12 protein-coding genes are annotated in these 20,556 nt (G+C 40.5%); 5 read left to right on the top strand and 7 right to left on the bottom strand.

What is annotated here, in order from left to right; translation table 11 throughout:
- Positions 1-18: 18 nt before the first annotated feature.
- A complete protein-coding gene (locus IPM47_11135; protein QQS27464.1) occupies positions 19-3,060 on the bottom strand; it encodes a PKD domain-containing protein in 3,042 nt (1,013 codons plus the stop codon).
- A gap of 238 nt (positions 3,061-3,298) precedes the next feature.
- Between IPM47_11135 and IPM47_11140 the strand changes: the two genes are divergently transcribed.
- Together IPM47_11140 and IPM47_11145 are read left to right on the top strand one after the other, a co-directional pair.
- The gene (locus IPM47_11140) at positions 3,299-4,279 is read left to right on the top strand and encodes a pyridoxal-phosphate dependent enzyme (protein QQS27465.1); all 981 of its coding nucleotides are present in this window, start codon (positions 3,299-3,301) and stop codon (positions 4,277-4,279) included.
- A gap of 160 nt (positions 4,280-4,439) precedes the next feature.
- Positions 4,440-5,426 carry a MoxR family ATPase gene (locus tag IPM47_11145; protein ID QQS27466.1) on the top strand — a complete coding sequence of 329 codons (987 nt, stop codon included), beginning with the start codon at positions 4,440-4,442 and terminating at the stop codon, positions 5,424-5,426.
- 166 nt (positions 5,427-5,592) lie between these two features.
- On the opposite strand, the gene IPM47_11150 is transcribed toward IPM47_11145, so the two are convergent.
- Positions 5,593-6,519, bottom strand: a complete 927-nt coding sequence (locus tag IPM47_11150) for a carboxypeptidase regulatory-like domain-containing protein (GenBank protein ID QQS27467.1) — start codon at positions 6,517-6,519, stop codon at positions 5,593-5,595.
- A gap of 1,009 nt (positions 6,520-7,528) precedes the next feature.
- The gene (locus IPM47_11155) at positions 7,529-9,211 is read right to left on the bottom strand and encodes an LptF/LptG family permease (GenBank protein QQS27468.1); all 1,683 of its coding nucleotides are present in this window, start codon (positions 9,209-9,211) and stop codon (positions 7,529-7,531) included.
- A 165-nt stretch (positions 9,212-9,376) separates the two neighbouring features.
- Between IPM47_11155 and IPM47_11160 the strand changes: the two genes are divergently transcribed.
- The 3 genes from IPM47_11160 (at position 9,377) to IPM47_11170 (ending at position 13,028) form a co-directional block, all read left to right on the top strand.
- The gene (locus IPM47_11160) at positions 9,377-9,997 is read left to right on the top strand and encodes a hypothetical protein (protein ID QQS27469.1); all 621 of its coding nucleotides are present in this window, start codon (positions 9,377-9,379) and stop codon (positions 9,995-9,997) included.
- 122 nt (positions 9,998-10,119) lie between these two features.
- The gene (locus IPM47_11165) at positions 10,120-12,567 is read left to right on the top strand and encodes a PAS domain S-box protein (GenBank protein ID QQS27470.1); all 2,448 of its coding nucleotides are present in this window, start codon (positions 10,120-10,122) and stop codon (positions 12,565-12,567) included.
- Between the two features lie 44 nt (positions 12,568-12,611).
- Complete coding sequence (locus tag IPM47_11170) at positions 12,612-13,028, top strand: response regulator (protein QQS27471.1); 417 nt, start codon at positions 12,612-12,614, stop codon at positions 13,026-13,028.
- 140 nt (positions 13,029-13,168) lie between these two features.
- Here IPM47_11170 and IPM47_11175 read toward each other — a convergent pair whose 3' ends face one another.
- The 4 genes from IPM47_11175 to IPM47_11190 all read right to left on the bottom strand — a co-directional run bounded on the left by IPM47_11175 (position 13,169) and on the right by IPM47_11190 (position 20,501).
- Positions 13,169-15,820, bottom strand: a complete 2,652-nt coding sequence (locus tag IPM47_11175; protein ID QQS27472.1) for a cation-translocating P-type ATPase — start codon at positions 15,818-15,820, stop codon at positions 13,169-13,171.
- Positions 15,817-16,794: a fatty acid desaturase family protein gene (locus IPM47_11180; GenBank protein QQS27473.1), complete on the bottom strand. Its 978-nt coding sequence runs from the start codon at positions 16,792-16,794 to the stop codon at positions 15,817-15,819. Before IPM47_11180 ends, IPM47_11175 begins: the two co-directional genes overlap by 4 nt.
- 53 nt (positions 16,795-16,847) lie before the next feature.
- A complete protein-coding gene (locus IPM47_11185; GenBank protein ID QQS27474.1) occupies positions 16,848-18,404 on the bottom strand; it encodes a bifunctional metallophosphatase/5'-nucleotidase in 1,557 nt (518 codons plus the stop codon).
- A gap of 261 nt (positions 18,405-18,665) precedes the next feature.
- The gene (locus tag IPM47_11190) at positions 18,666-20,501 is read right to left on the bottom strand and encodes a protein kinase (GenBank protein ID QQS27475.1); all 1,836 of its coding nucleotides are present in this window, start codon (positions 20,499-20,501) and stop codon (positions 18,666-18,668) included.
- Positions 20,502-20,556: the final 55 nt, after the last annotated feature.

Consider the following 20,556-nt stretch of genomic DNA (forward strand, 5'->3'; position numbering starts at 1 on the left):
TCCGTTTAAAGCATCATGCTATTCGGATGATTGTGTTACCTGCAAAGAGCCCGCTCCGGACGGATACCAAAGAACCTCGACAGAAGAGGTGCCTTGTCCTGATAGGATAATGCCTCCTGTAATTGTCCACTGGTAAGTATTACCGATTACTTCAGGAACAGAGTAAATATAAGGTTGATTGCTGCAAACTTCGTTTGAGCCTGTAATAAACGGATTTGGGCTGATTGGGATATTGTCTAATAAGGCCTGATACTTTGGTGCTGTGGTTAAAAACGGAGGGGCAATATCAATATCATTCAAAACGCCCCAGGAACCATAAATACTTTCCTGCGGTCCGGCCAGGCTGAAATTTGTTGCCATCTTGCAGCCCCAGTTTCGGATCGTGTCGAGCATTTGATCATACATCTGATACATTTGGGGAGAATACTGAGCATCCCACATTGCTTGCTGATAGGAGTATGGAATTCCAAAGACATTTCCCACAAAGTGTTGCCCACCTTCATAAGTGATTACCTCTTTCCCAAAAACATGGACATTGTTGTAGTCTTGTTTGACTAAATTTTTAAACACATTCCAGGTGTTTTGGGCATTCAGCATAATGTCGGCCACCGTTGACCCGGCATGTAAAACAGGATTAGCAGTTTCGCTATGGTCTAAACCAAAATAATGGGTAGGAGAGCCATAATCCCAATCTTCGTTACGCAGTTGAGCAACTATTTGCTCGTTCAGGGAGTTGTAGCCGCCCTGTAAACCCAGCACCCGTTTTACCCTTGAGTTTTGAGTGCCGAAAACGTCATGCCAAATTCTGAATACACGTTTGGATTTTTCGGCCGAAGCTCTTGGATAAGATAAATTGGATGGCCGGTTTTGGTCGTTGTAATGTGCCTGATCAAAAATCCAGTTCCAGACTTCATTGCTATATTCCAAATAGATGGTCAGGTTTGGATCTAAATTATCTCTGAACAGCATGGCCATTTGGTTCAGGTAATCATCACCAGCCAGATGAGGCACACAAATCCAGACATCTTTCCGGGTCAGGTTTGCCAGTTCTATCATAATTTCATAGGGAACTCCCTCTGTTCCGCTATAACTAAAATGAGTAAGCGGAATTCTGCCAGACCATTCCACGATAATATTGTTGTTGGTATGTGCCCAATCCATAAAACGCAATTGTTTGAACGGGGCAATTTTGTCTAAAAAACCTTCATAAAAGGGGTTGGCACTTAAATCGGCAAACTCATCGGAAAGGCGAAGCAATCGAATATTTCGCAAATGATTTCCCAATGTAGAGGCAGTTATATGTATCCATTGATTTCCATTGTTGAGGATGGTAAAAGCGATTCTCCCGGGAGTACTGGAATTTACCGTTACTCCTCCCTGCATTTGTATGGTTCCCGTTCCGTCATATAACAAAACATATTGTTGCCCTTGCTGCAGATTTCCTCCGTCAGCCGATATGACATACCTCACCATTGTCGGCCCGACAGAGGTTGTTTGTGGCAAATAGGTTGGATAGCCATCTGTATCGAAACTCATTTCATTAGCGACATTGCAATTCCAGTTGGTGCAGGAGGTTGAATAGGTCAGAATTTCGCGGCGAATATGTTTAAACAGGTTTTTCATCGGACGTTCAAATCCCCAATCTGTAAACCCGCTCATATTTGTTCCGATATCCATTTCACAAACAGAGGCCTGCCATCCGGCACAAGTTGTGCTGTCGGTTCTGATATATAATTGCATCGAATCGGTACATCCGTTTATTCCATGTACATAAAGGTTGAAAGCACCGGCGGGTAAATTGTGAAATTCGTTCCCGCTGACAACCGGCAAAGGGTTGTTTCCCATGTCAAACAATGAAAAAGAATTACTCCCTGCATTGATGCGCAGCCTTCCGTTGTTTTGGTCGCAGCTTGCCATTTGTAATGCAGTTACTGTGGTTTGGCATGAAAAAGAATTAAATTCATCGAGCAGGGTCAGGGTTTGATAAGTGGTATGTTGCAAACCGAGATTATCGGTAACGGTCAAAGTCAGGTTAATTTGACCGGTGGTATTGTAAACATGAGAAACAGAACTGCCTGTTTGAGCGGGGGTTCCATCTCCAAAATTCCAGCTATAGTTTAAGGGTTGCCCTTCGGGGTCGTAAGATGCTGAGGCATCTAAATCTACCATCAAAGGCACCTGACCCGTAATAAGAGAGGCCATGATATTGGCAACGGGGGGAAGATTTACCGCAGTGGCTGCATCGGGTGCAACGCATTGGTAAGAAGTCGCAAACCGGATTTCATCTATTGCACCGTTTGCCGGAGTATCCCCCAAATAGACCGACAGGTTCCTTAAGATATTGTTAGTCGAAGTGTTTTGACTCATGGCAGGAACAGCAGGAATTGTACTGCCTATTGTTGCCGGATTGACATACATATCTACCTGAGTGTTGCCGGCATTAAAAATGAGCCTCATTACTATAAAAACAGTCTCGCTGATGACAACGGGAACCGAGGTCGGATAAAAGTTGCCGTTTAACCGCAAAGTCCATCGCCTTTGCCCGGCAACATCTGAGTTTGCCCCAAAATAACCTGCGGCAATATGCTGAGAAGCACAATTGGAACACCAGTTAATGTTGTTGTTGTGCAAATCAATTCCGATTGTTTGATTGTTGTTGCCGGTTTTTCTAAGCAGAAAACTTACCCATAGCGTATCGCCGGTAAGGGTTCCGATGCCGTTTTCGTATTGCGCTACAAATCCGGTGAAGGGTCCTGTATCCGTGGTGTTTAACCCTCTGCCCGATGTCAGATACTGATAGCCTCCTGTGGCATACCGGCCTGAAACCTGAAGGTCGTTATACATCAGCGAGCCGCTGCCGTTGTTGATTTGGTAGCCCGGCACCGTTGTATTTGAGTTTTGAACATCCCAAAAAGTGCTCCAACCCGTACTGCCGGACAGCCCCTGAAGTGAAACGTTTGCCGGATAGTCAAATCCATCATAAGCGAGATAGGTGCAGGGTTGTGCGGATAAACAATTAAACAACCAAACAAACAAACAAAAGGTAAAAATTTGTTTCATGGGGCAAGTTTTGGGTTTGTGTAAAACATCAGTAAAACTATGCAAGTTGCGATTTTTTAACCAAAAACATAACTCTTGTGATTTAGTTTTCGGATAAAACTTGCAGGCATCTTTGGTTTAAACTGACGGCAGCAAGGAGACGATGGAACTGAACCGGCAGACTGGAAACCTTCGGGCGCATCGCTTCTATCAAAGCATTTTAACGGTTTTTATTATCTTTGCACAAAAAGAAGGCTTTATGTATTACAACAACATTTTAGAAACCATAGGGAACACGCCATTAGTAAAACTAAACCGAATCCCGCAATCTTTTGGCATTAAGGCGACGGTACTGGCTAAAATAGAGACGGTCAATCCCGGAAATTCGGTGAAAGACAGGATGGCTTTGAAAATGCTGGAGGTTGCCGAAAGCGAAGGCAAGATTCAACCGGGCGGCACCATCATCGAATGTACTTCGGGAAATACCGGTATGGGTTTAGCCATTGCGGCCATTGTTAAAGGGTATAAATGTATATTTACCACCACCGATAAACAATCGAAAGAAAAGGTGGACATTTTAAGGGCGGTTGGTGCCGAGGTGATTGTTTGCCCGACAAATGTGGAGCCGGATGACCCCAAGTCTTACTATTCCGTTGCAAGCAGGCTGAGTAAGGAAATCCCCAATTCTGTTCATACCAATCAATATGACAATCTCGCAAACCGGCTTGCACATTACGAAAGCACCGGTCCTGAAATCTGGAAACAAACCGAGGGTAAAATCACCCATTTTGCTGTTGCCGCCGGAACAGGGGGCACTGTTACCGGGACGGCCATGTTTTTGAAAGAGCAAAACCCGGACATTAAGGTTTGGGCTATTGATACTTATGGTTCTTTGCTAAAAAAGTATTACGAAACCGGAGAAATTGATTACAACGAAGTGTATCCCTATATCTCGGAAGGGTTTGGCGAAGATTTTGTGCCTGCCAATTACGACATGAAAGTGATTGACCATTTTGAAAAAGTTACCGACAAAGACGGGGCAATCATGGCGAGAAGAATTGCAAAGGAGGAAGGAATTTTTGCGGGCTATTCGGCCGGTTCTGCCCTGATGGGTGTGGTTCAGATGCGACATTTACTCAAAGATGACGATATGGTGGTCATTGTTTTTCACGACCATGGCAGCCGATATGTTGCGAAGCTTTATAACGACGAGTGGATGCGCGCCCAGGGTTGGTTGTAATCCTTTTTTCAGAATATTTTTCTCCCGTTTGTCTTTAAACGTAATGGATAAACTGCTGAATTCTGACAATTAAAGCCTTTCGCTCGACAAAAAACCTGAACCACAGTAACCCTTCAAACTCTGAAATCTTTTTTCAATATTCAAAAACACATTTTTATTTATGCCCCTCTACGATGATTATACCTTCGAAAACCGGATAGACCTCAGTGGTGTGAATCGAATGGTAAATGAGGTAAAAGAGCAGATAGGTAAAATAATTGTCGGACAACACGATTTTGTCGAATTGCTTATTGTGGCCTTATTGTCTGACGGCCATGTCCTGATTGAAGGGGTGCCCGGCATCGCCAAAACATTGACGGCAAAACTGCTCGCAAAAACCGTCAGCACTCAGTTTTCGAGAATACAGTTTACCCCCGACCTAATGCCTTCCGATGTGTTGGGGACTTCGGTGTATAATTTCAAAACTTCGGAATTTGACTTTAACAAAGGGCCGGTATTTGCCAATATCATACTGATTGACGAAATCAACCGCGCACCGGCAAAAACACAATCATCTTTGTTTGAGGTGATGGGAGAGCGGCAAATTACCATTGACGGGCAACAATATAAAATGATGCCGCCGTTTATTGTTCTGGCAACGCAAAATCCGATTGAACATGAAGGTACTTACCGGTTACCCGAAGCCCAGTTGGATAGGTTTTTGTTTAAAATCGAAGTGGGTTACCCGAATTTTGAAGAAGAGGTGTTGATTTTGTCTAATGATCACCAACGTCAGAACGACCTTCGGTTTGCAGATATCAACGCCGTTGTTTCAGTTCCACAATTGCTGGAATACCGGAAATTAGTGAAACAGGTGTTGATTGACGAAAAATTGCTGCACTATATTGTGGGCATCATTCACGCTACCCGAAACAGCAGGGATTTGTACCTCGGAGGTTCTCCCCGTGCCTCTCTCGCCATTATGAATGGGGCAAAGGCTTATGCCGCCATGCAGGGACGCGATTTTGTAACCCCCGAAGACATTCAGTTTTTGTGTAAACCTGTGTTGAGACACCGGCTCATTTTAAGCCCCGAAAAAGAAATGGAAGGCATCAGCACCGACAAGGTGATTGAGCAAATTCTGAAAGGCATCGAAGCGCCCCGGTAGATATTCGTTCCCAAACCGGGCTTGTTTCTAATCATACCCCCTCGTTTTTACCAAAACTACAACTCCTGTCCATCTGATTTATGGGGATGGAGGTATAAAAAATTCTGTGTAGCAATATGTGCTGCTTCACCAGAATTGTGCCGGCTTTTTAGATGCTACATCCGCGCTAAGTTTCGGTAAGGTTGAAGTTTTGAACGGTGGAGATGCCTTCGTTGACGGGGACGTTGGTAATATTGACCGTTTCGAAGCCGGCTGCGTAGCTGGTGAGGTCGTAGCTACCTTCCTCAATCAGTCCAATTCCGTACCTTCCGTTGCTGTCGGTACTGACGGTAATGTCCAATCCCAGGACACTTATCGCGGCGTTTTCGACCGGCTCGGAGGTTGCGGTGTTGATGACCTTGCCTTTGAGCGACAAGGCCGCATCGGATTCGTGGGTGGCGGGGAGCAGATATTGGTTGTATTTAACTGGGTTGTTGCGGTAAATAATTTTGGCGGCGCGGGCAACAAGGGTTACGGAATCCCAGATTTTGTTGTAGGCGGTGATGCGCTCGGAAGTAGCGACGGGGCGGCTTTTGATAAAATTGTTTTGTATCTGATTGGCGCTGTCAAGGGCATTGGCAAGGCTGTTGATATTGGCCAATTTGGCGGCATCAAAGTTTACCGCATCCAACTGCGCGGCATATTTGGTGGCAGTGATGAACAAATCGCGCATAAACTGCAACGTCAAAGTCTGGCTGGCGCGGACATTGTCGTAGTTGTCGAAACCCAATTCGTGCAGCTTCGGGGCATCGGCTTTGGCGGGGAACGCCTTGAGGGCAAAATATTTCACCTCCTGAAAACATTCGCGGCATTTTCTCATCGCTGTTTCGACCGTCTGGGTCAGCCCTGTTTGCACGTCCACAAGGGATTCGTCGCTCAAAATGGCTTCTGCGGCTTCAATGTCGTCCAACCAGTCGTCTGAAAAAGCGGTGTCTAAACCGGCATCAAATGCGGTAAAGTCGGCAACGTCGGCGACAAACAAATTGCGCATATCCCCAGCATACTGAAGGCAGTTGTCGTAAGAAATGTTGAATTTCCGGGCTATCTGATCCATATCAAGGGTGTTTTAGCGGGAAATCTAATCGGTTTGGTTTAAATCTGTTGTTGTTTTTTGGCAGGTGAATGTCTTTATATCCCCATAGTTTTACAAAAATAGTATATCCTTTCAAACTTCCTTCACTTTAGACGCTATTTTATACAAAAATATTGTAGTGCGATAATGATTTATCAAATCGCGGTTCAGATTTGTTAACGTGCGGGTTTGATTTGCTATGAAAACTATAAAATAGCATTGCGTGCAATTGCAATTGACTATCGAGGCAAAAGCATTGATAATCAAACTAACCCAATTTATAACCGTGCAAAACCAATTTGCTAACGTGATTAGTAAAAATATTGCCGTGCGATATAGATTTGCCGGCAAATGATAGTTGCACGAGGGTAAAATTTAGTTGCACGAGGTCAAATGTGCTAAGTAATGTTGCGAACCTGCTACGCACTTTTGCAAACTGTTGTCGCATGAGGTCGAACCTACTCAGCACTTTAGCAAACTGATATTGCACGAGAGCAAACCCGCTCAGCACGTTAGCAAATATTAATTGCACGAGAGCAAATGTTGATTGCACGAGGGTGAAACTTGATTGCACGAGAGTAAAATTTGATTGCACCGGTTCAAATGTTGATTGCACGAGGGTAAAGGTGGGGAGATTGGTGAAAATTATAAGCTGCGAAACCTATTAGGTTTGGAATAAAACCTTATAGGTTTGTGTGGAGTGCGGGCGGGGTTGTGGGTGGGTGCTGCTTACAGATGTCGAAACCTTATAAGTTTGAAGAAAAAGCGGGCAGATATGAAGGAAAACCAACCAAGTTTAAAGAAAAAGCAGCCATATTGATGATTAACAAACACCGCCCCTCAAAAAACCAACAAGGTTTTTCAAAACTTAGACATTTTATAAAACGGAATAACCGGACGGAGTTAAGCCGCAAGGGTAAACAGGCATCATCCGAAAAATACCCTGTCTTTTTTTACCCAACCTGAGTAGTTGCAAACTTCTTCAGGATTTCTATTCCCCGTTAAAACGTTTGGAAATTTTAGTAACCCACCGCTGAATTTTCATTTTATAAGTTTCGGTTTCAAACAACTGCGAGTCGTTGTTGGCTTTATATAAAAGGAATAATCCCATCGGGAAAAAGAAAAAAATACAAAGCCACATTCCCCAAAAAGGGGTAAGCACCATTTCTTCGGTCAGTTTTTTTCCGGTAGTCAAAAGAATATAAAAAAGAATAAAAAAGAGAATTCCCATCACCATCGGCATCCCGAATCCTCCTTTGCGGATAATTGCTCCAATCGAAGCGCCAAGCAAAAACAAGGCGATACAGGAAAGCGCCAATACAATGCGGGTATGGAACTCAATTTTAAAGCGCACGATTTTTTTTCGGTCGTTTTGAAAATAACGGGTTTCGCTGTTGGTAAATGTTTTAAGATTTCGGACATTCACCAATGTTTGCTGAATCAGCGCAACCTGTTTGCTCACAGGCAGCCGGAGTGAGGATAAAAACCGCGTAGGTGCTGTGGTGTCTGGAGGTTCTTGCAGGGTCAGCAAACCGGCTTCGGCCATTGCAGCAGTATCAGGGGGCAACAATTCCTTTTGATTTTCTTTTTTAACCTCCTGCGATGCGGCATTCTTTTTCAGAACTTTTAACTCGGCTTCATATTTTTTTCTGAGGCTGTCAATTTTTAGATTCTTTTTTGGGTCTTGTTTTAAGGATTGACCGGAAGTGTCTTTATTTAATTTTTGAACCTGGATATTTCCTTTTGCAGGAGGTGAAAAATTGAAAACCGAGTCAGAAACAAAAGAAAAATAAATGCGCATGTTTTTAATCATTGCCTTGTTTCTGATATCATTTCCGGCCTCAATAGAATCCGCCATAGCCATCAGTTGTTTTGCGCTCAACATTCGATGGTTGTTTTTAAAAAGGTTTTCATCCGTTTTCTCAAAATTAAAATTGGAGAGATCCATCACCATTTCATAATTATCAAACTGCATTCGGATAAACTCTTGTTGTTCGGGTTTCCGGCCGGCAGTTGGTCGGGGTTCTTCATATCTTGCTCCATTTTTCAGATTAAATATCAAATATTTACCGCCCTCTACCGTGTACATTTCCCCTTCTTCAGCAAGCAAAACATTGATGTTCCCCCGGTCGTCCGAATGGTCGTGAATTTTAATGTCGTAAACAGTTTTAGCGCCCGGGTCTTTTCGCCCAATCCGGATCACATAACCCGGGATCCCGTCATAAAAAACCCCTTCTTTAATATTTAAAGCCGGCCGCTGACGAGTAACCGAATAAAGCATAGCGGCAAACTTCAGGTTGGCACGAGGTAAAATATAATTTGAAAACAAATAACCGCTTCCTGCCAAAATAAAGGAAATAATAATCAGAGATGTCATAAAACGCCTCAACGAAATTCCGGAAGATTTCAGGGCAACCAACTCGTAATGTTCTCCCAATCCGCCAAGCGTCATGATAGACGACAAAAGCACCGCAATTGGCAGCGCTAAGGGAACAACGGTCGCAGAAGCATAAAAAATCAACTCGGCTATGATCATGGTCTCAAGCCCTTTGCCGACCATATCGTCAATATACTTCCACAAAAACTGCATGATGAGCACAAACAGCGCAATAAAAAAGGTAACAACAAACGGACCAATGAAGGATCTTATCAAAAGCAGGTCAATTTTTTTCATTACCTTTGGTTGTCTCTGTATTAAAAAAACCGGTTCCGGATTTATTCTCATCTGATTGCTAAATTAAAGATAGACGAAAATCTGGCCGGAAAATCAATGGATATTCCTTTTTTGATGGCTTCCTGATTTTAAAATTTCCTGTCAAACAACACTTGATTTCTAAAGATGGATCATGAATTTCAAGAACTATTTTCAAAAGACGAGTTGGATGTGCTGCAAAACAAAGCATTTTTTTACCTAAAACGCAGCGCAACAGGCAAAATTATGGAGCTTTTTAATGAGTTGGCTGAATCCATCAGACATTTACCCGAACACCAATCCTTTAAATTCCCTCCCGGAACCGATTGCCAGTCCGCTAAAATTTCAAAAGGCGAAAACTACCTGCATTTGCCCTATATCGTATTGGATTTCCCCCGCCTTTTTTCCCGCGATTCTATATTTGCCTATCGGGTCATGTTTTGGTGGGGAAATGAGTTGAGTTTTACTTTGTTGATTTGTGGTAAAGCGTTTCAACATTTTATGAACATCCTTATTCTTCGCTACGAACAAATACAAAATAACTTAGAAACCGTTTATGTTTGTGTGGACGAAACCCCCTGGAGACATGAATTTGAGCCGGACAATTACATTGCCGCCAAAAAGGTTTCAGCAAATGATTTTGCCGGGCTGATTAAAAAAAATGGATTTTGTAAATTATCCGTTCGCACAACCAACCTGGATCGAAAAGATTGGATAGAAAAAGGCTTGCGCACCTACCGTTTTTTTTTAGAAACATTGTATCTGTAATCCGGTAAAAGTTTGCATATTGCAGGGTACTTTGCAGAGTTGTTAAACAGTAATTTTCTAAATTTATGGAAAATTACCTGTAACTTAAAAATAAACCACCACACTACCACCCGACTAATTTTATGCTAACCCCACTTGCTGCCGAGTTAGAATATTTAAAAGAGGAATATCGCCTGTTAAAACAGGAGAACGAGGCCTTATATCTGCAAATGATAGAGGTAGAAAAACAGGCTTTAGAACGGCAGTTGATGTTTTCGCAACTTTCAAAAGCGTCTTTCGAGGGTATCGTATTGTATAAGGAAAATCAGATAGTTTTGGTCAACGATGCCTTTTATCATTTATTCGGAATTGAGCATCGCCAGTTGGAAAAAATCAGAATCTTAGACCTTGTTGCCCCCGAACACCAAAAAGAAGCACTCCATCAGGCGGAACAAACCGATAAAGATTGGTTTGAAACAATATGCGTCAAACAAAACGGAACAAGATTTCCCGCAAGAGTTCGCCGCAAATTTATCCCTCATCAAGGCATAGATGCCATGGTAATTGTGTTCAGCGACCTGACCAACGACAAACGCGTGGAGCAGGAATTGATTCAAAGTGAACTTCTTTACCAAAAACTCTTTGAAGAATCGCGCGATGCCATCTATATTTCGGGCTTAAAAGGGGAGTTGCTCGAAGTTAATCCGGCAGCTTTGGAACTTTTCGGCTATTCGCGGGAAGAAATGTTAGGCATGAGCGCATTAAAACTTTACGCCAATCCGCAGGAAAGGGAAAAGTTCAGAAACGCAATGCAGGAACATGGATCTGTCAGCAATTATGAGGTGATATTGGTCAAAAAAGACGGAACAGAAATAGATTGTCTGTTGAGTTCAACCACAAGGCGCAATGCGCAAATGGAAATAATCGGCTATCAGGGGATAATTCGCGACATCACCCAACGAAAAAGAACAGACGAATTGGTTCGGGCAAAGGCATTGGCAGAACGCTCAACGGCCATGAAAGCCCAGTTCTTAGCCAATATGAGCCATGAAATCCGCACACCGATGAATGCCGTGATGGGAATGACCCATTTGTTACAGGATACCCAGCTTTCTACTGAGCAAAAACGATATGTCAATGGAATCCATAGCGCATCAGAACACCTGTTGGTATTGATTAACGATATTCTGGATTTTTCTAAAATAGAAGCAGGCAAACTGCAGTTGGAAGAAATAGAGTTCAGCCTTCGTGAAGTGATTAACAATATTGCTGACACGTTTAAATATAAGGTAAAAGAAAAAAATCTCGACCTGATCATCAATATTGACGAACATATACCCGATATTTTGATAGGTGATCCTACCAGATTGAGGCAAATATTGATGAATTTGGTTTCTAATTCGGTGAAGTTTACCGAAAAAGGCCATGTTCAGTTAGATGTTCGAATGTTTACAGACGATAAACAGGCAGCCACCATTGCATTTGCCGTTACCGACACCGGAATTGGGATAGCCTCCGACAAATTGGATAATATTTTTGACAGTTTTTCACAGGTAAACAGAAGTGCTACCCGTCTTTATGGAGGAACCGGGCTTGGATTAGCCATTACCAAAAAACTAATCGAAATGCAGGGAGGCACCATTTCAGTTAAAAGTAAAATTTTTGAAGGCACTACGTTTCTGGTCGTCTTAAAATTTGTAAAAGCTAACAATACCATTTTACCCAACCATAAACATACCCTCAGTGAAATGGCGGTGAAGCCTTTAGGCAAATTGAGGCTTTTAATTGTGGAAGATAACGAACTAAATCGCGTAGTTACCATTGACACCATTAAAAAATGGGGGAAAGATATCACCATTGATATTGCCGAAAACGGTGAAGAAGGGGTTAAAAAAGTCAAGAAACACCGCTATGATCTGGTGTTGATGGATGTGCAAATGCCAAAAATGAACGGATACGAAGCCACTCAGTATATCAGGAAAACTTTAGGAAAAACCAATCTGCCGATTTTGGCAATGACGGCTTATGCCACAACCGGGGAAGCTGAGAAAACCATTACTTCAGGAATGAATGACTATATCAGCAAGCCATTTGACCCCAAACAACTATATCAAAAAATTGCCCGTATGACTTCCAAGGATTCCGGAGCTTTAAAAATGGAAACTAATAACTCAAAAGCAGATACAGAACCTGACAAAAAGAGCGAAAAAGTCGAGATTTACAAACATGTAACCAATCTCGATTATCTTGACGAATCAATTGGTGGTGATGAAGATTTAAAGATTAAGATGCTGGAAATTATGCTTCGTGAAACACCCGATGAAGTAGAGCAAATGGAGAAATATTTTCAGGAAGAAAATTGGGAACGACTCAAAGCTGTGGCACATAAGTTCAAATCAACCGTAGCTTATATGGGACTAAACGGACTGAAAGAAGTAGTCAATAAAATCCAGGTCAACGCCGAAAAAAAAGAAAACCCCGAATTGACCAAAAATATGATTGCAGAGGTGAAAAATATTTGCTTACTTGCATGTCAGGAACTGAAAGAAGAACTTACAGCGCTAAAAACTAAAACAAACTCAACAGAATAAAAAGATTAACTCCCCTTGTAAATCACTTTTAAAAACTATACATCATGGCAAGAAATTTTAAAATCTTTTTGGTGGACGATGACATAAAAACGCTCATCATGCTCAAAAACCACCTCGAAAAACGAATTGGACATAATATTACGGTCAATGTATTCGCCTATGGTGAAAACTGCTTAGACCGCCTAGACGAAGAGCCCGATATTATTGTCCTGGACTATTTTCTAAATGCCATTAAAGAAGATGCATTAAGCGGCACAGACATTCTTAATCAAATTGTCGAACAACGCCCGCAAGCCAGAGTTGTGATGATGTCAGGTCAGGAAGATATGGAAACTGCATTGGAATCTATTCGCAATGGCGCTTATGATTACATCATTAAGAATGAAAAAGCAATGCAGCGACTTGAATTACTGGTAAACAAGATTATTCTTGAAATAGAAAAAGAAGAAAACTCAAAATAAGTTTTTCAAGTTGTTGGTTTCCCTGTTTACTTAGGAATAAACCAATAATAAATCATTGAGTTTTGCCCCACAAACACTACAAACTGAAAGGTTACATAAACCTTAAAAGTTTGTAGTGTTTGTTTTATGTGCATATTGCTTCATCGCTTAAATTCAGGATGTTTATAGCGAAATCTATCTATAAGTTTTCCGGTTTCAACCATGAAAATCACCAACATTCCGGCACCAAAAGCAACAGACAATTCAATCAAAGTAAGAGGGGCAGTTTTAAAAACTGAATTTAAGAAAGGTATATAAATCAGGCATAATTGAATAAGTACGGTTGCCAATATAGTAAAAAGCAGGAATTTATTAGAAAACAAAGATTTACTGAATAAAGATTTTCGGTTTGACCGGATGGCTAAGGCTAAAGCTAACTGACAAAAACATAATGTGGTGAAAACCAAAGTTTGCCAATTGGGATTTTGCAGGTAAACTGACCAGTATTGAATCCCCAACGTAACGATGCCAATAAACAACCCGTTGATAACAATTTGCAATCCAACCCCATCAGCAAAAAATCCTTCCTGAACCTTTTTGGGTTTTCGGTTCATTACGTCGTCTTCTGATGTTTCCGCAGCTAAGGCTAAACTTGGCAAACCGTCCGTTACCAGATTGATCCAAAGAATATGGATGGGTAACAATGGAATAGGAAGTCCCAACAAAGGGGCAATTAGAATGGTGAAAATTTCGGCGGAATTGCCCGACATAATAAACTTGACAAACTTTCGGATATTGTCGTATATTCTTCGCCCTTCCTTTACCGCCCTGACAATGGTCGCAAAATTATCATCCAGCAAAATCATATTTGCAGCTTCTTTTGATACATCTGAACCGGTAATTGCCATTGCTACACCAATATCAGCATTTTTTAGTGCCGGAGCATCATTGACCCCATCTCCGGTCATAGCAACTACTTGTCCCTTGCTTTGCAAAAGTTGGATAATATTGTATTTCTGTTCCGGATTTACCCGGGCATAAACCCTTACCTGTTCTGCTTTTGCAGATAATTCTTCGTCGGGCAAAGAAAGCAATTCTGCACCGGTCAATATCAAATCATTTTTAGATTGTAAAATGCCCAATTTTTTTGCGATATACCTTGCTGTTGCAGGATGATCTCCTGTTATCATGACAGTTTTAATACCTGCTTTATTACAAATCTCAATGGCTTTGGCAGCTTCGGGTCGAATTGGATCAATCATACCCAATGCTCCTAAAAAAGTAGTGTCTTGTTCAAAGGTTTCGACAACGGGATTTTGGGGTAATTCCTTCATTGTTTTCATTGAAAAACCAATTACCCGATATCCATTGGATGATAGTTGGTTTACAGATTCTTCCTTTGCTGCTTTTTCTTCAGCATTCAGATTTGTTGAAAAATCCAGTAAAACATCTACTGCACCTTTGGTAAATGAAATGAACCCTTCGTTATCCGGTAATCGGTGTATGGTGGTCATACATTTACGAACGGCCTCAAATGGAAAATGCAGAATTTCAGGATAGGACTTGAGCAACTCATTTTTAAAATAACCGTTGGTTTGAGCAAAGTCAAATAGGGCAATTTCTGTAGGGTCTCCAATAATCTCTTTAGCTTCGTTTTTGGACACATCATTATTGAGAGCCGCTGCAATCAACAACATTTTAGCATCAGGCAGATTTTTAACACACTCTAAGTCTTGATCTGTATATTGCTTGGCACCTATCAAACCTGATTTAACCGACATTTTGTTAAAGGTCAAAGTTCCGGTTTTATCAGTACAGATATAGGTAACAGAGCCAAGCGTTTCAACTGCCGGCAATTTACGAATCAGGGCATTGTTTTTAGCCATTCGTTTTGCGCCAAGCGAAAGCGAAATAGTTACCATAGCCGGTAATGCTTCAGGAATAGCAGCTACCGCTAATGAAATGGCAGTCAGTAACATCAGCACCGGCTTTTCACCTTTAAAGATACCGGTAAAAAAAACTATACCGCATATTATGAAGAACGCAAAGGCTAAGCGGCGGCTGAAAAGGGCTAATCTTTTTTGTAAAGGAGTTTTAACAGTATCGGTTTGCAGCATCCGGGCAATTTTGCCAAACTCCGTATTCATTCCTGTTGCGGTTACTACCCCCAAACCGGTACCGGTTGTTACAACGGTTCCTTTAAATGCCATGTTTAAAAAATCGGCGGTATTTATGATTGCTTCAACGATGGGGAGTGTATGTTTTTCTACGGAAACAGATTCGCCGGTTAAAGTAGATTCATCAACTTTAAGCATTACAGTTTCAATCAGCCGCAAATCTGCGGGTACTATATTTCCGGCTTCAAGCAAAACCAGGTCGCCGGGCACTAAGTCTGAAGCAGATATTGTGTTTATTTGCCCGTTACATAGAATATTAGCATTGGGAGCAGCCATTTTTTTTAAAGCGTTCATGGCTTGCCCTGCTTTATATTCCTGAAAAAATCCAATCGCTGCATTCAGTATAATAATAGCCAGAATGATCAAGGTATCTGTTATATCACCGATTATTCCGGATATTACAGCAGCACCAAACAGTACCAATATCATAAAATCGGTAAACTGCCTGATTAAGATAGAAAAGGTATTGCTTTGCCCTTTTATCTTTAACTCATTCGCCCCGTATTGAATAAACCGTTGAGCAGCTTTTTCTCTGTCCAACCCTGTTTTTTCTGTTTTAAGACGGGTTAAAACTTCTTCAATATCGAGTAAATGCCAATTTTCAGCAGGTAGGTTGGGTAATTTCCCCTTGTTCATAAAATGTCAGAGGAATTAGTAAGGACTGCCATTTTCATAATTTTCCAGTACCCATTTTCCAAAAGTCCCCCTTGTTTATAATATCCGCGTTCTTTTAACAACTTGTGCATGAGCGGGTAATTGTAAGGAGGAGCGTTCATCAGTAAATGATGTTCAACATGAAAGTTGACATAGTGTGGAGCAAACAACATACGCTCTAACCAGTTGGCATAAGTAGTCCGGGTGTTAGTAAGTTCCTGCGTTCGGTCGGGCACCATACTATGTTCTGCCATTGACCTGACCCGCAAACAAAAATTATTGGTCGTAAGCAATGCCCCAATCCAAAGCAAATATAACCAAGGCGAGCCCACCAACCAGAAAACTAAAAAAAGTACCGCCTGAGATAGGAAAGGATAGGTCAGATTTTTATAGGCATTTGCAGCTATATGCTTTAACGTTCTCTGCTCTTTGGGTGTTTTGATCACTTCACCACCCAGGTTGTATTGTAATAAACCCAAGTGCATAGCAAACACACCGATATATCCTTTTAGACCGGTAATTCCTGATAAATCCCGCAAAAATTTTCTGACCATGCTGGCTTTAGTGGTTGGGTAACCATTAGTAAGGTTCAGATCAGGGTCTCTTTCTGATCCGGTGTTTATATGATGCTGTAAATGATATGGGCGATACTGGGAAACATTATGAAAAATAGGATAAGCACCCAACCAGTTTCCTACCCATTCGTTTAACTTTTTTGATTTAAACAACGCATAATGCGAGGCATCGTGCATAATGATAGCGCAGGCTAATTGCTTTCCGCCCAAAATAAATAACGCAATGATAATTGTAAAGATATTTGGAAACAAACCGGCCAAAGTGAAAGCAAAAGCAATCCAACCCCACGTATGGAGAATTTCAAAAATTGCTTTCAGATTTGATTTCTTGCGAAGCCTGCTGATTTCTTCAGCACTTAAAAATTGTCTGACTGTGGTCATTTCTTTTCAAAGAATTTATCCAAAGATAAGTCAAAAAAATTTAAATCTAGTTTCTACAATTTTTTGATATATTCCATAACAACCTGTCTGATATCATTTCTGAAATCAGTTTTGTCATTCGGATCGGGTTTATGTATCTTAATAATTTCGGGATTATCGGGTTTCAAAAATTGTAGGTTAGTTTCAACACCGGTAAGCAGAAAATCAGGCAAAACAACAAAATAAACCTTGTCGGGATTAATAGGTTGGTTGCTGACAAAAAACTGATTATTGGCATCGGGTATAATATCTGCCCATTGCAGATAACCACCTTTTGTTTTATTTTTTAAACCTGCTTGTAAAACTTTATCCAAAAGACTGCCTTTCATCTCTACGCCAACAGTATAACCTCCAAATGGCAGAGTACGCAAAATGTCGAATTGAGTAATGTCCCCACTCAATTGATCGTCAACCCGAATTGACCCACTGTTAAGCAAAGCACATTCAGCATAGGGATATGCGGCCTTCATAGATTTTGCTATCAATTGCCCAAGATTGCTGGGTTTGTGCCTGACGGTACTCTCTCTTCCATCCCAGGGATTGGCAGGATCTATATGAATCAGCACTTCACTCATGTTAAATCCCATTTGTGAAAAACTGCTATTGGCAATATCATTCCATTTCTGAGCAGTTTCAACCATATCAGGGTCATCCGTAATCTTATCGTTTATTGGTACAAGGTTGGAAATGATGTTAGTTTTATTAGTGTTTTTGTTGATAATCAACCGGTGTACATAAACTGTTTTTACATTTGCATCTGCTTTTGCCACTATGCTCTCGCCGACTTTATAATACATATTGTCGTGGTCATGTCCTCCCATTAACAATTTAATATCGGGTAAATGGGCAGCCAGTTTTTTATCATCATCCACATCTAAATGTGTCAGCGCAACTATAATATCCGATTTGCTTTTAAGTTCTTTGACTGCTTTTTCTGCCGATTCAAACACATCTGAATACTCAACATAATCGGTCTTTGTATATGGTAAAGTAACTCCCAATAAGCCTACTTTGGCAGAAGTTCCATCAGCATCTTTCACCTCTAACACTACAGTCTCAGGAAACCGCTCTTCGGTTCCATTACTAACTTTTGCAAAAGGCATAGTGTAATCTCCCCGTTTATGCCAAACATTAGAAGAAACCCACCCGAATTTGGATTCATTTAACCGGCTTTGAAGTTCATGTTCATTAATGTCAAACTCATGATTGCCAAAAGTAACCCAATCTAATCCTAAGTTGTTGAGCATATCTACCATGTGACGTCCTTTAATCCGTTCTCCTTCATATTTTACTGTTCCGATTAAAGAGGGGCTTAGAAAATCTCCGGCAAGAATTGTAAAAGTATTTGGGTTGTTTTTTAACAGGTTTTTTCTGACAGTAGCCACTCTGGCCAAACCTCCCGTTTTCCCGCCCTCCAAAGGTGTTATTTCATATAAGTCGTTTAGGTGCAAAAAAACAACTTCAATAATCCCGTCGTCTTTGGTTTTTTGGACCGTTTTGCTTTGTTTGCAAGAAGAGGTTAAACTTGTAATAAGGATGAAAAACGTAAAGATTTGGATAAAACGCTTCATAAAATATTAGTTTTATTCAATGAAAACAGGGTAGATTCTTTTAAAGAAAATTCAACCCTGTACTTTTTAGCTGATATAAAATGTTTAATCAGTTTTATTTTTTTGATTAAAGAGAATGGGTAAAAATACAAAAAAAGTGCAAACGGGTTAAGGATTAAATTGAAATCAAACTGATTTACAGGTTTGCTTGAAATTTAAAAAAAGCCGGTATTCAATAAATGACTACCGGCTAATATGATGACAATGTTATAAAATGTTTGGTTAAACTTCTTTATTGGTTTCGTCCTTATCGTTTTCCGAAAGCAATTTTTCCAGATCTTTTCTAACCTGCTCCATAGCTTCATTTTCAAAATGTTGAGTATCAGTGGTATCTGTTTCTTCTGTTTCCTTATTATTCTTAAGAGTATTAATGGCAATGTCTATATATCGGTCCTTTTCAACACTGTCCTCGTTTTCGTTCGCATTATCTAAATCTTCCCGCAATTGTGAAAGTGCTTCTATTTTTATAAGTCCGGTTGGGGCAAAGTTTCCGGTAATCTCTGTTTGTTCGTTGGAGTTATTTGTGTTTTCACCTGTTTTTTCATCAATCATTTTTTGCCATTCTTGTATTTCATGAATCTCTTTTCCTAAATCAGCATTCACTTGCTCTATGGCTTTTTTCACAATAACTTCAGTATTGAAATGACTTTCATCAAGTTCCCCGTCCGGCATTAACTCATGCTGACCAATTTCAACATGAATGGCATTCTGAATTGCGTTTTCATCATTGCTTATAGCAACTTCGCTCAGCTCATTTACATCGTCAGGTGGCAAAATTATACTTATTTCGTTTTGTTCAAGTTCTTCTGTTTCGTTATTTGAAGCATGGGGGGCTTGAATATAATCTTTGACCTCTATGACAAAAATGCTGTTATTTTCTTTGTTTGAATCAGTTGTTTTATTATCCGATAGTTGAGAATCTGCTTCAACATCCGTTAAGTTATCATCCAAATTTTCTGTTGCTTGATGTTTATCTTCAGTCTCATGTGCTGAATTTGCTTCTAAGGTAGCTGTATCTCCGGAAACATTTGAAACAGGCTCTTCCTGTGAAAGTAAGGCAATCAAATGGTTGTCATCAGACTCTGCAGAAGATTTTGAAACGATTCCTGCCAAAGCAGTTTTAGAGCCTTCGGCTTCATCGGGCAATTCAATTTTGAAAAGATAAGAATACTGGCTTTGGTTAATTTGTTGAAGTAAAGTTCGATTTGGATCCTCTTTAAAGATTTCAAGAGTTACCGGTTTATCTAGTAAATTATCATAGGCGCTGATTAAGTATGAATGATTGGTATCTTGAAGAATATCTTCAGTCATTTCAAAAGTATATCTGCTCTGTGCTTGTTTTGTTTGAAGAGGCAATACTTCCTCAAAGCGTTTGTTTCTTTCATAGTTGTCTAAAGAATCCAATATTTCTGAAACGGAGTTGGCTTCATTTTTCAAGCATTTTCGGATGATTACAGCATACACTTCCCGTATTCCGGTTTCAATTGATTTTGGAAAATTATTTTTCGGTGGTTTGCCGGTACAATATAAATGAAGCACTTCACCAATACCCTTCAGATCTTTTTTAATATTGGGTTCATTTTCAGGATCAGTATTGGTGATTTCATAATTATTTAATTTGACCTGACCATCTGATGTGATAAGAATATTATCAGATTCAAGATCTAAATGTGCACAGCCGTTTTGGTATAAATATTCTAAACCTTTAATAGTTGAGCGCAAGGTTGATTCGGTTTGTTCATTGCTTAACGGCAACTCCACTGTATTTCCAGGAACATATTCCCAAACCCCAACTTTAACTTGTGTACTTTGTCCGAGATGATTAATGGTTTCTAACACAAAATAATCGAATAGCTGAACCAGATTAGGATGATTTAATTGTTTTATCCTTTCCATGTTGTTTTGAAAAGTATGATGTTCAACAGAAACAGCATGATAAAATTTAATTATCACCGGTGTTTCAGCAACATTATCGTAAGCCACATATACTTTCGCAGCACTTCCATCTGCAAGAGCATCGGTTAAAGGATTGTATTCATAGCGATTTTGCAACAGCATATTTCAAAGTTTTATGTTGGATAAAAAAAATGTACAATTAATTGTTGTTAAAGCG

The organism is Sphingobacteriales bacterium, assembly GCA_016700115.1.
In the GTDB taxonomy this organism is placed as follows: Bacteria; Bacteroidota; Bacteroidia; order Chitinophagales; family UBA2359; genus UBA2359.

Excerpts from the sequence above, each read along its gene's own strand:
- IPM47_11190 (QQS27475.1), bottom strand. The coding sequence starts at position 20,501 with ATGCTGTTGCAAAATCGCTATGAATACAATCCTTTAACCGATGCTCTT.
- IPM47_11155 (QQS27468.1), bottom strand. The coding sequence starts at position 9,211 with ATGAAAAAAATTGACCTGCTTTTGATAAGATCCTTCATTGGTCCGTTT.
- IPM47_11180 (QQS27473.1), bottom strand. The coding sequence starts at position 16,794 with ATGACCACAGTCAGACAATTTTTAAGTGCTGAAGAAATCAGCAGGCTT.
- IPM47_11150 (QQS27467.1), bottom strand. The coding sequence starts at position 6,519 with ATGGATCAGATAGCCCGGAAATTCAACATTTCTTACGACAACTGCCTT.
- IPM47_11140 (QQS27465.1), top strand. The coding sequence starts at position 3,299 with ATGTATTACAACAACATTTTAGAAACCATAGGGAACACGCCATTAGTA.
- IPM47_11175 (QQS27472.1), bottom strand. The coding sequence starts at position 15,820 with ATGAACAAGGGGAAATTACCCAACCTACCTGCTGAAAATTGGCATTTA.
- IPM47_11160 (QQS27469.1), top strand. The coding sequence starts at position 9,377 with ATGGATCATGAATTTCAAGAACTATTTTCAAAAGACGAGTTGGATGTG.
- IPM47_11145 (QQS27466.1), top strand. The coding sequence starts at position 4,440 with ATGCCCCTCTACGATGATTATACCTTCGAAAACCGGATAGACCTCAGT.
- IPM47_11170 (QQS27471.1), top strand. The coding sequence starts at position 12,612 with ATGGCAAGAAATTTTAAAATCTTTTTGGTGGACGATGACATAAAAACG.
- IPM47_11185 (QQS27474.1), bottom strand. The coding sequence starts at position 18,404 with ATGAAGCGTTTTATCCAAATCTTTACGTTTTTCATCCTTATTACAAGT.
- IPM47_11165 (QQS27470.1), top strand. The coding sequence starts at position 10,120 with ATGCTAACCCCACTTGCTGCCGAGTTAGAATATTTAAAAGAGGAATAT.
- IPM47_11135 (QQS27464.1), bottom strand. The coding sequence starts at position 3,060 with ATGAAACAAATTTTTACCTTTTGTTTGTTTGTTTGGTTGTTTAATTGT.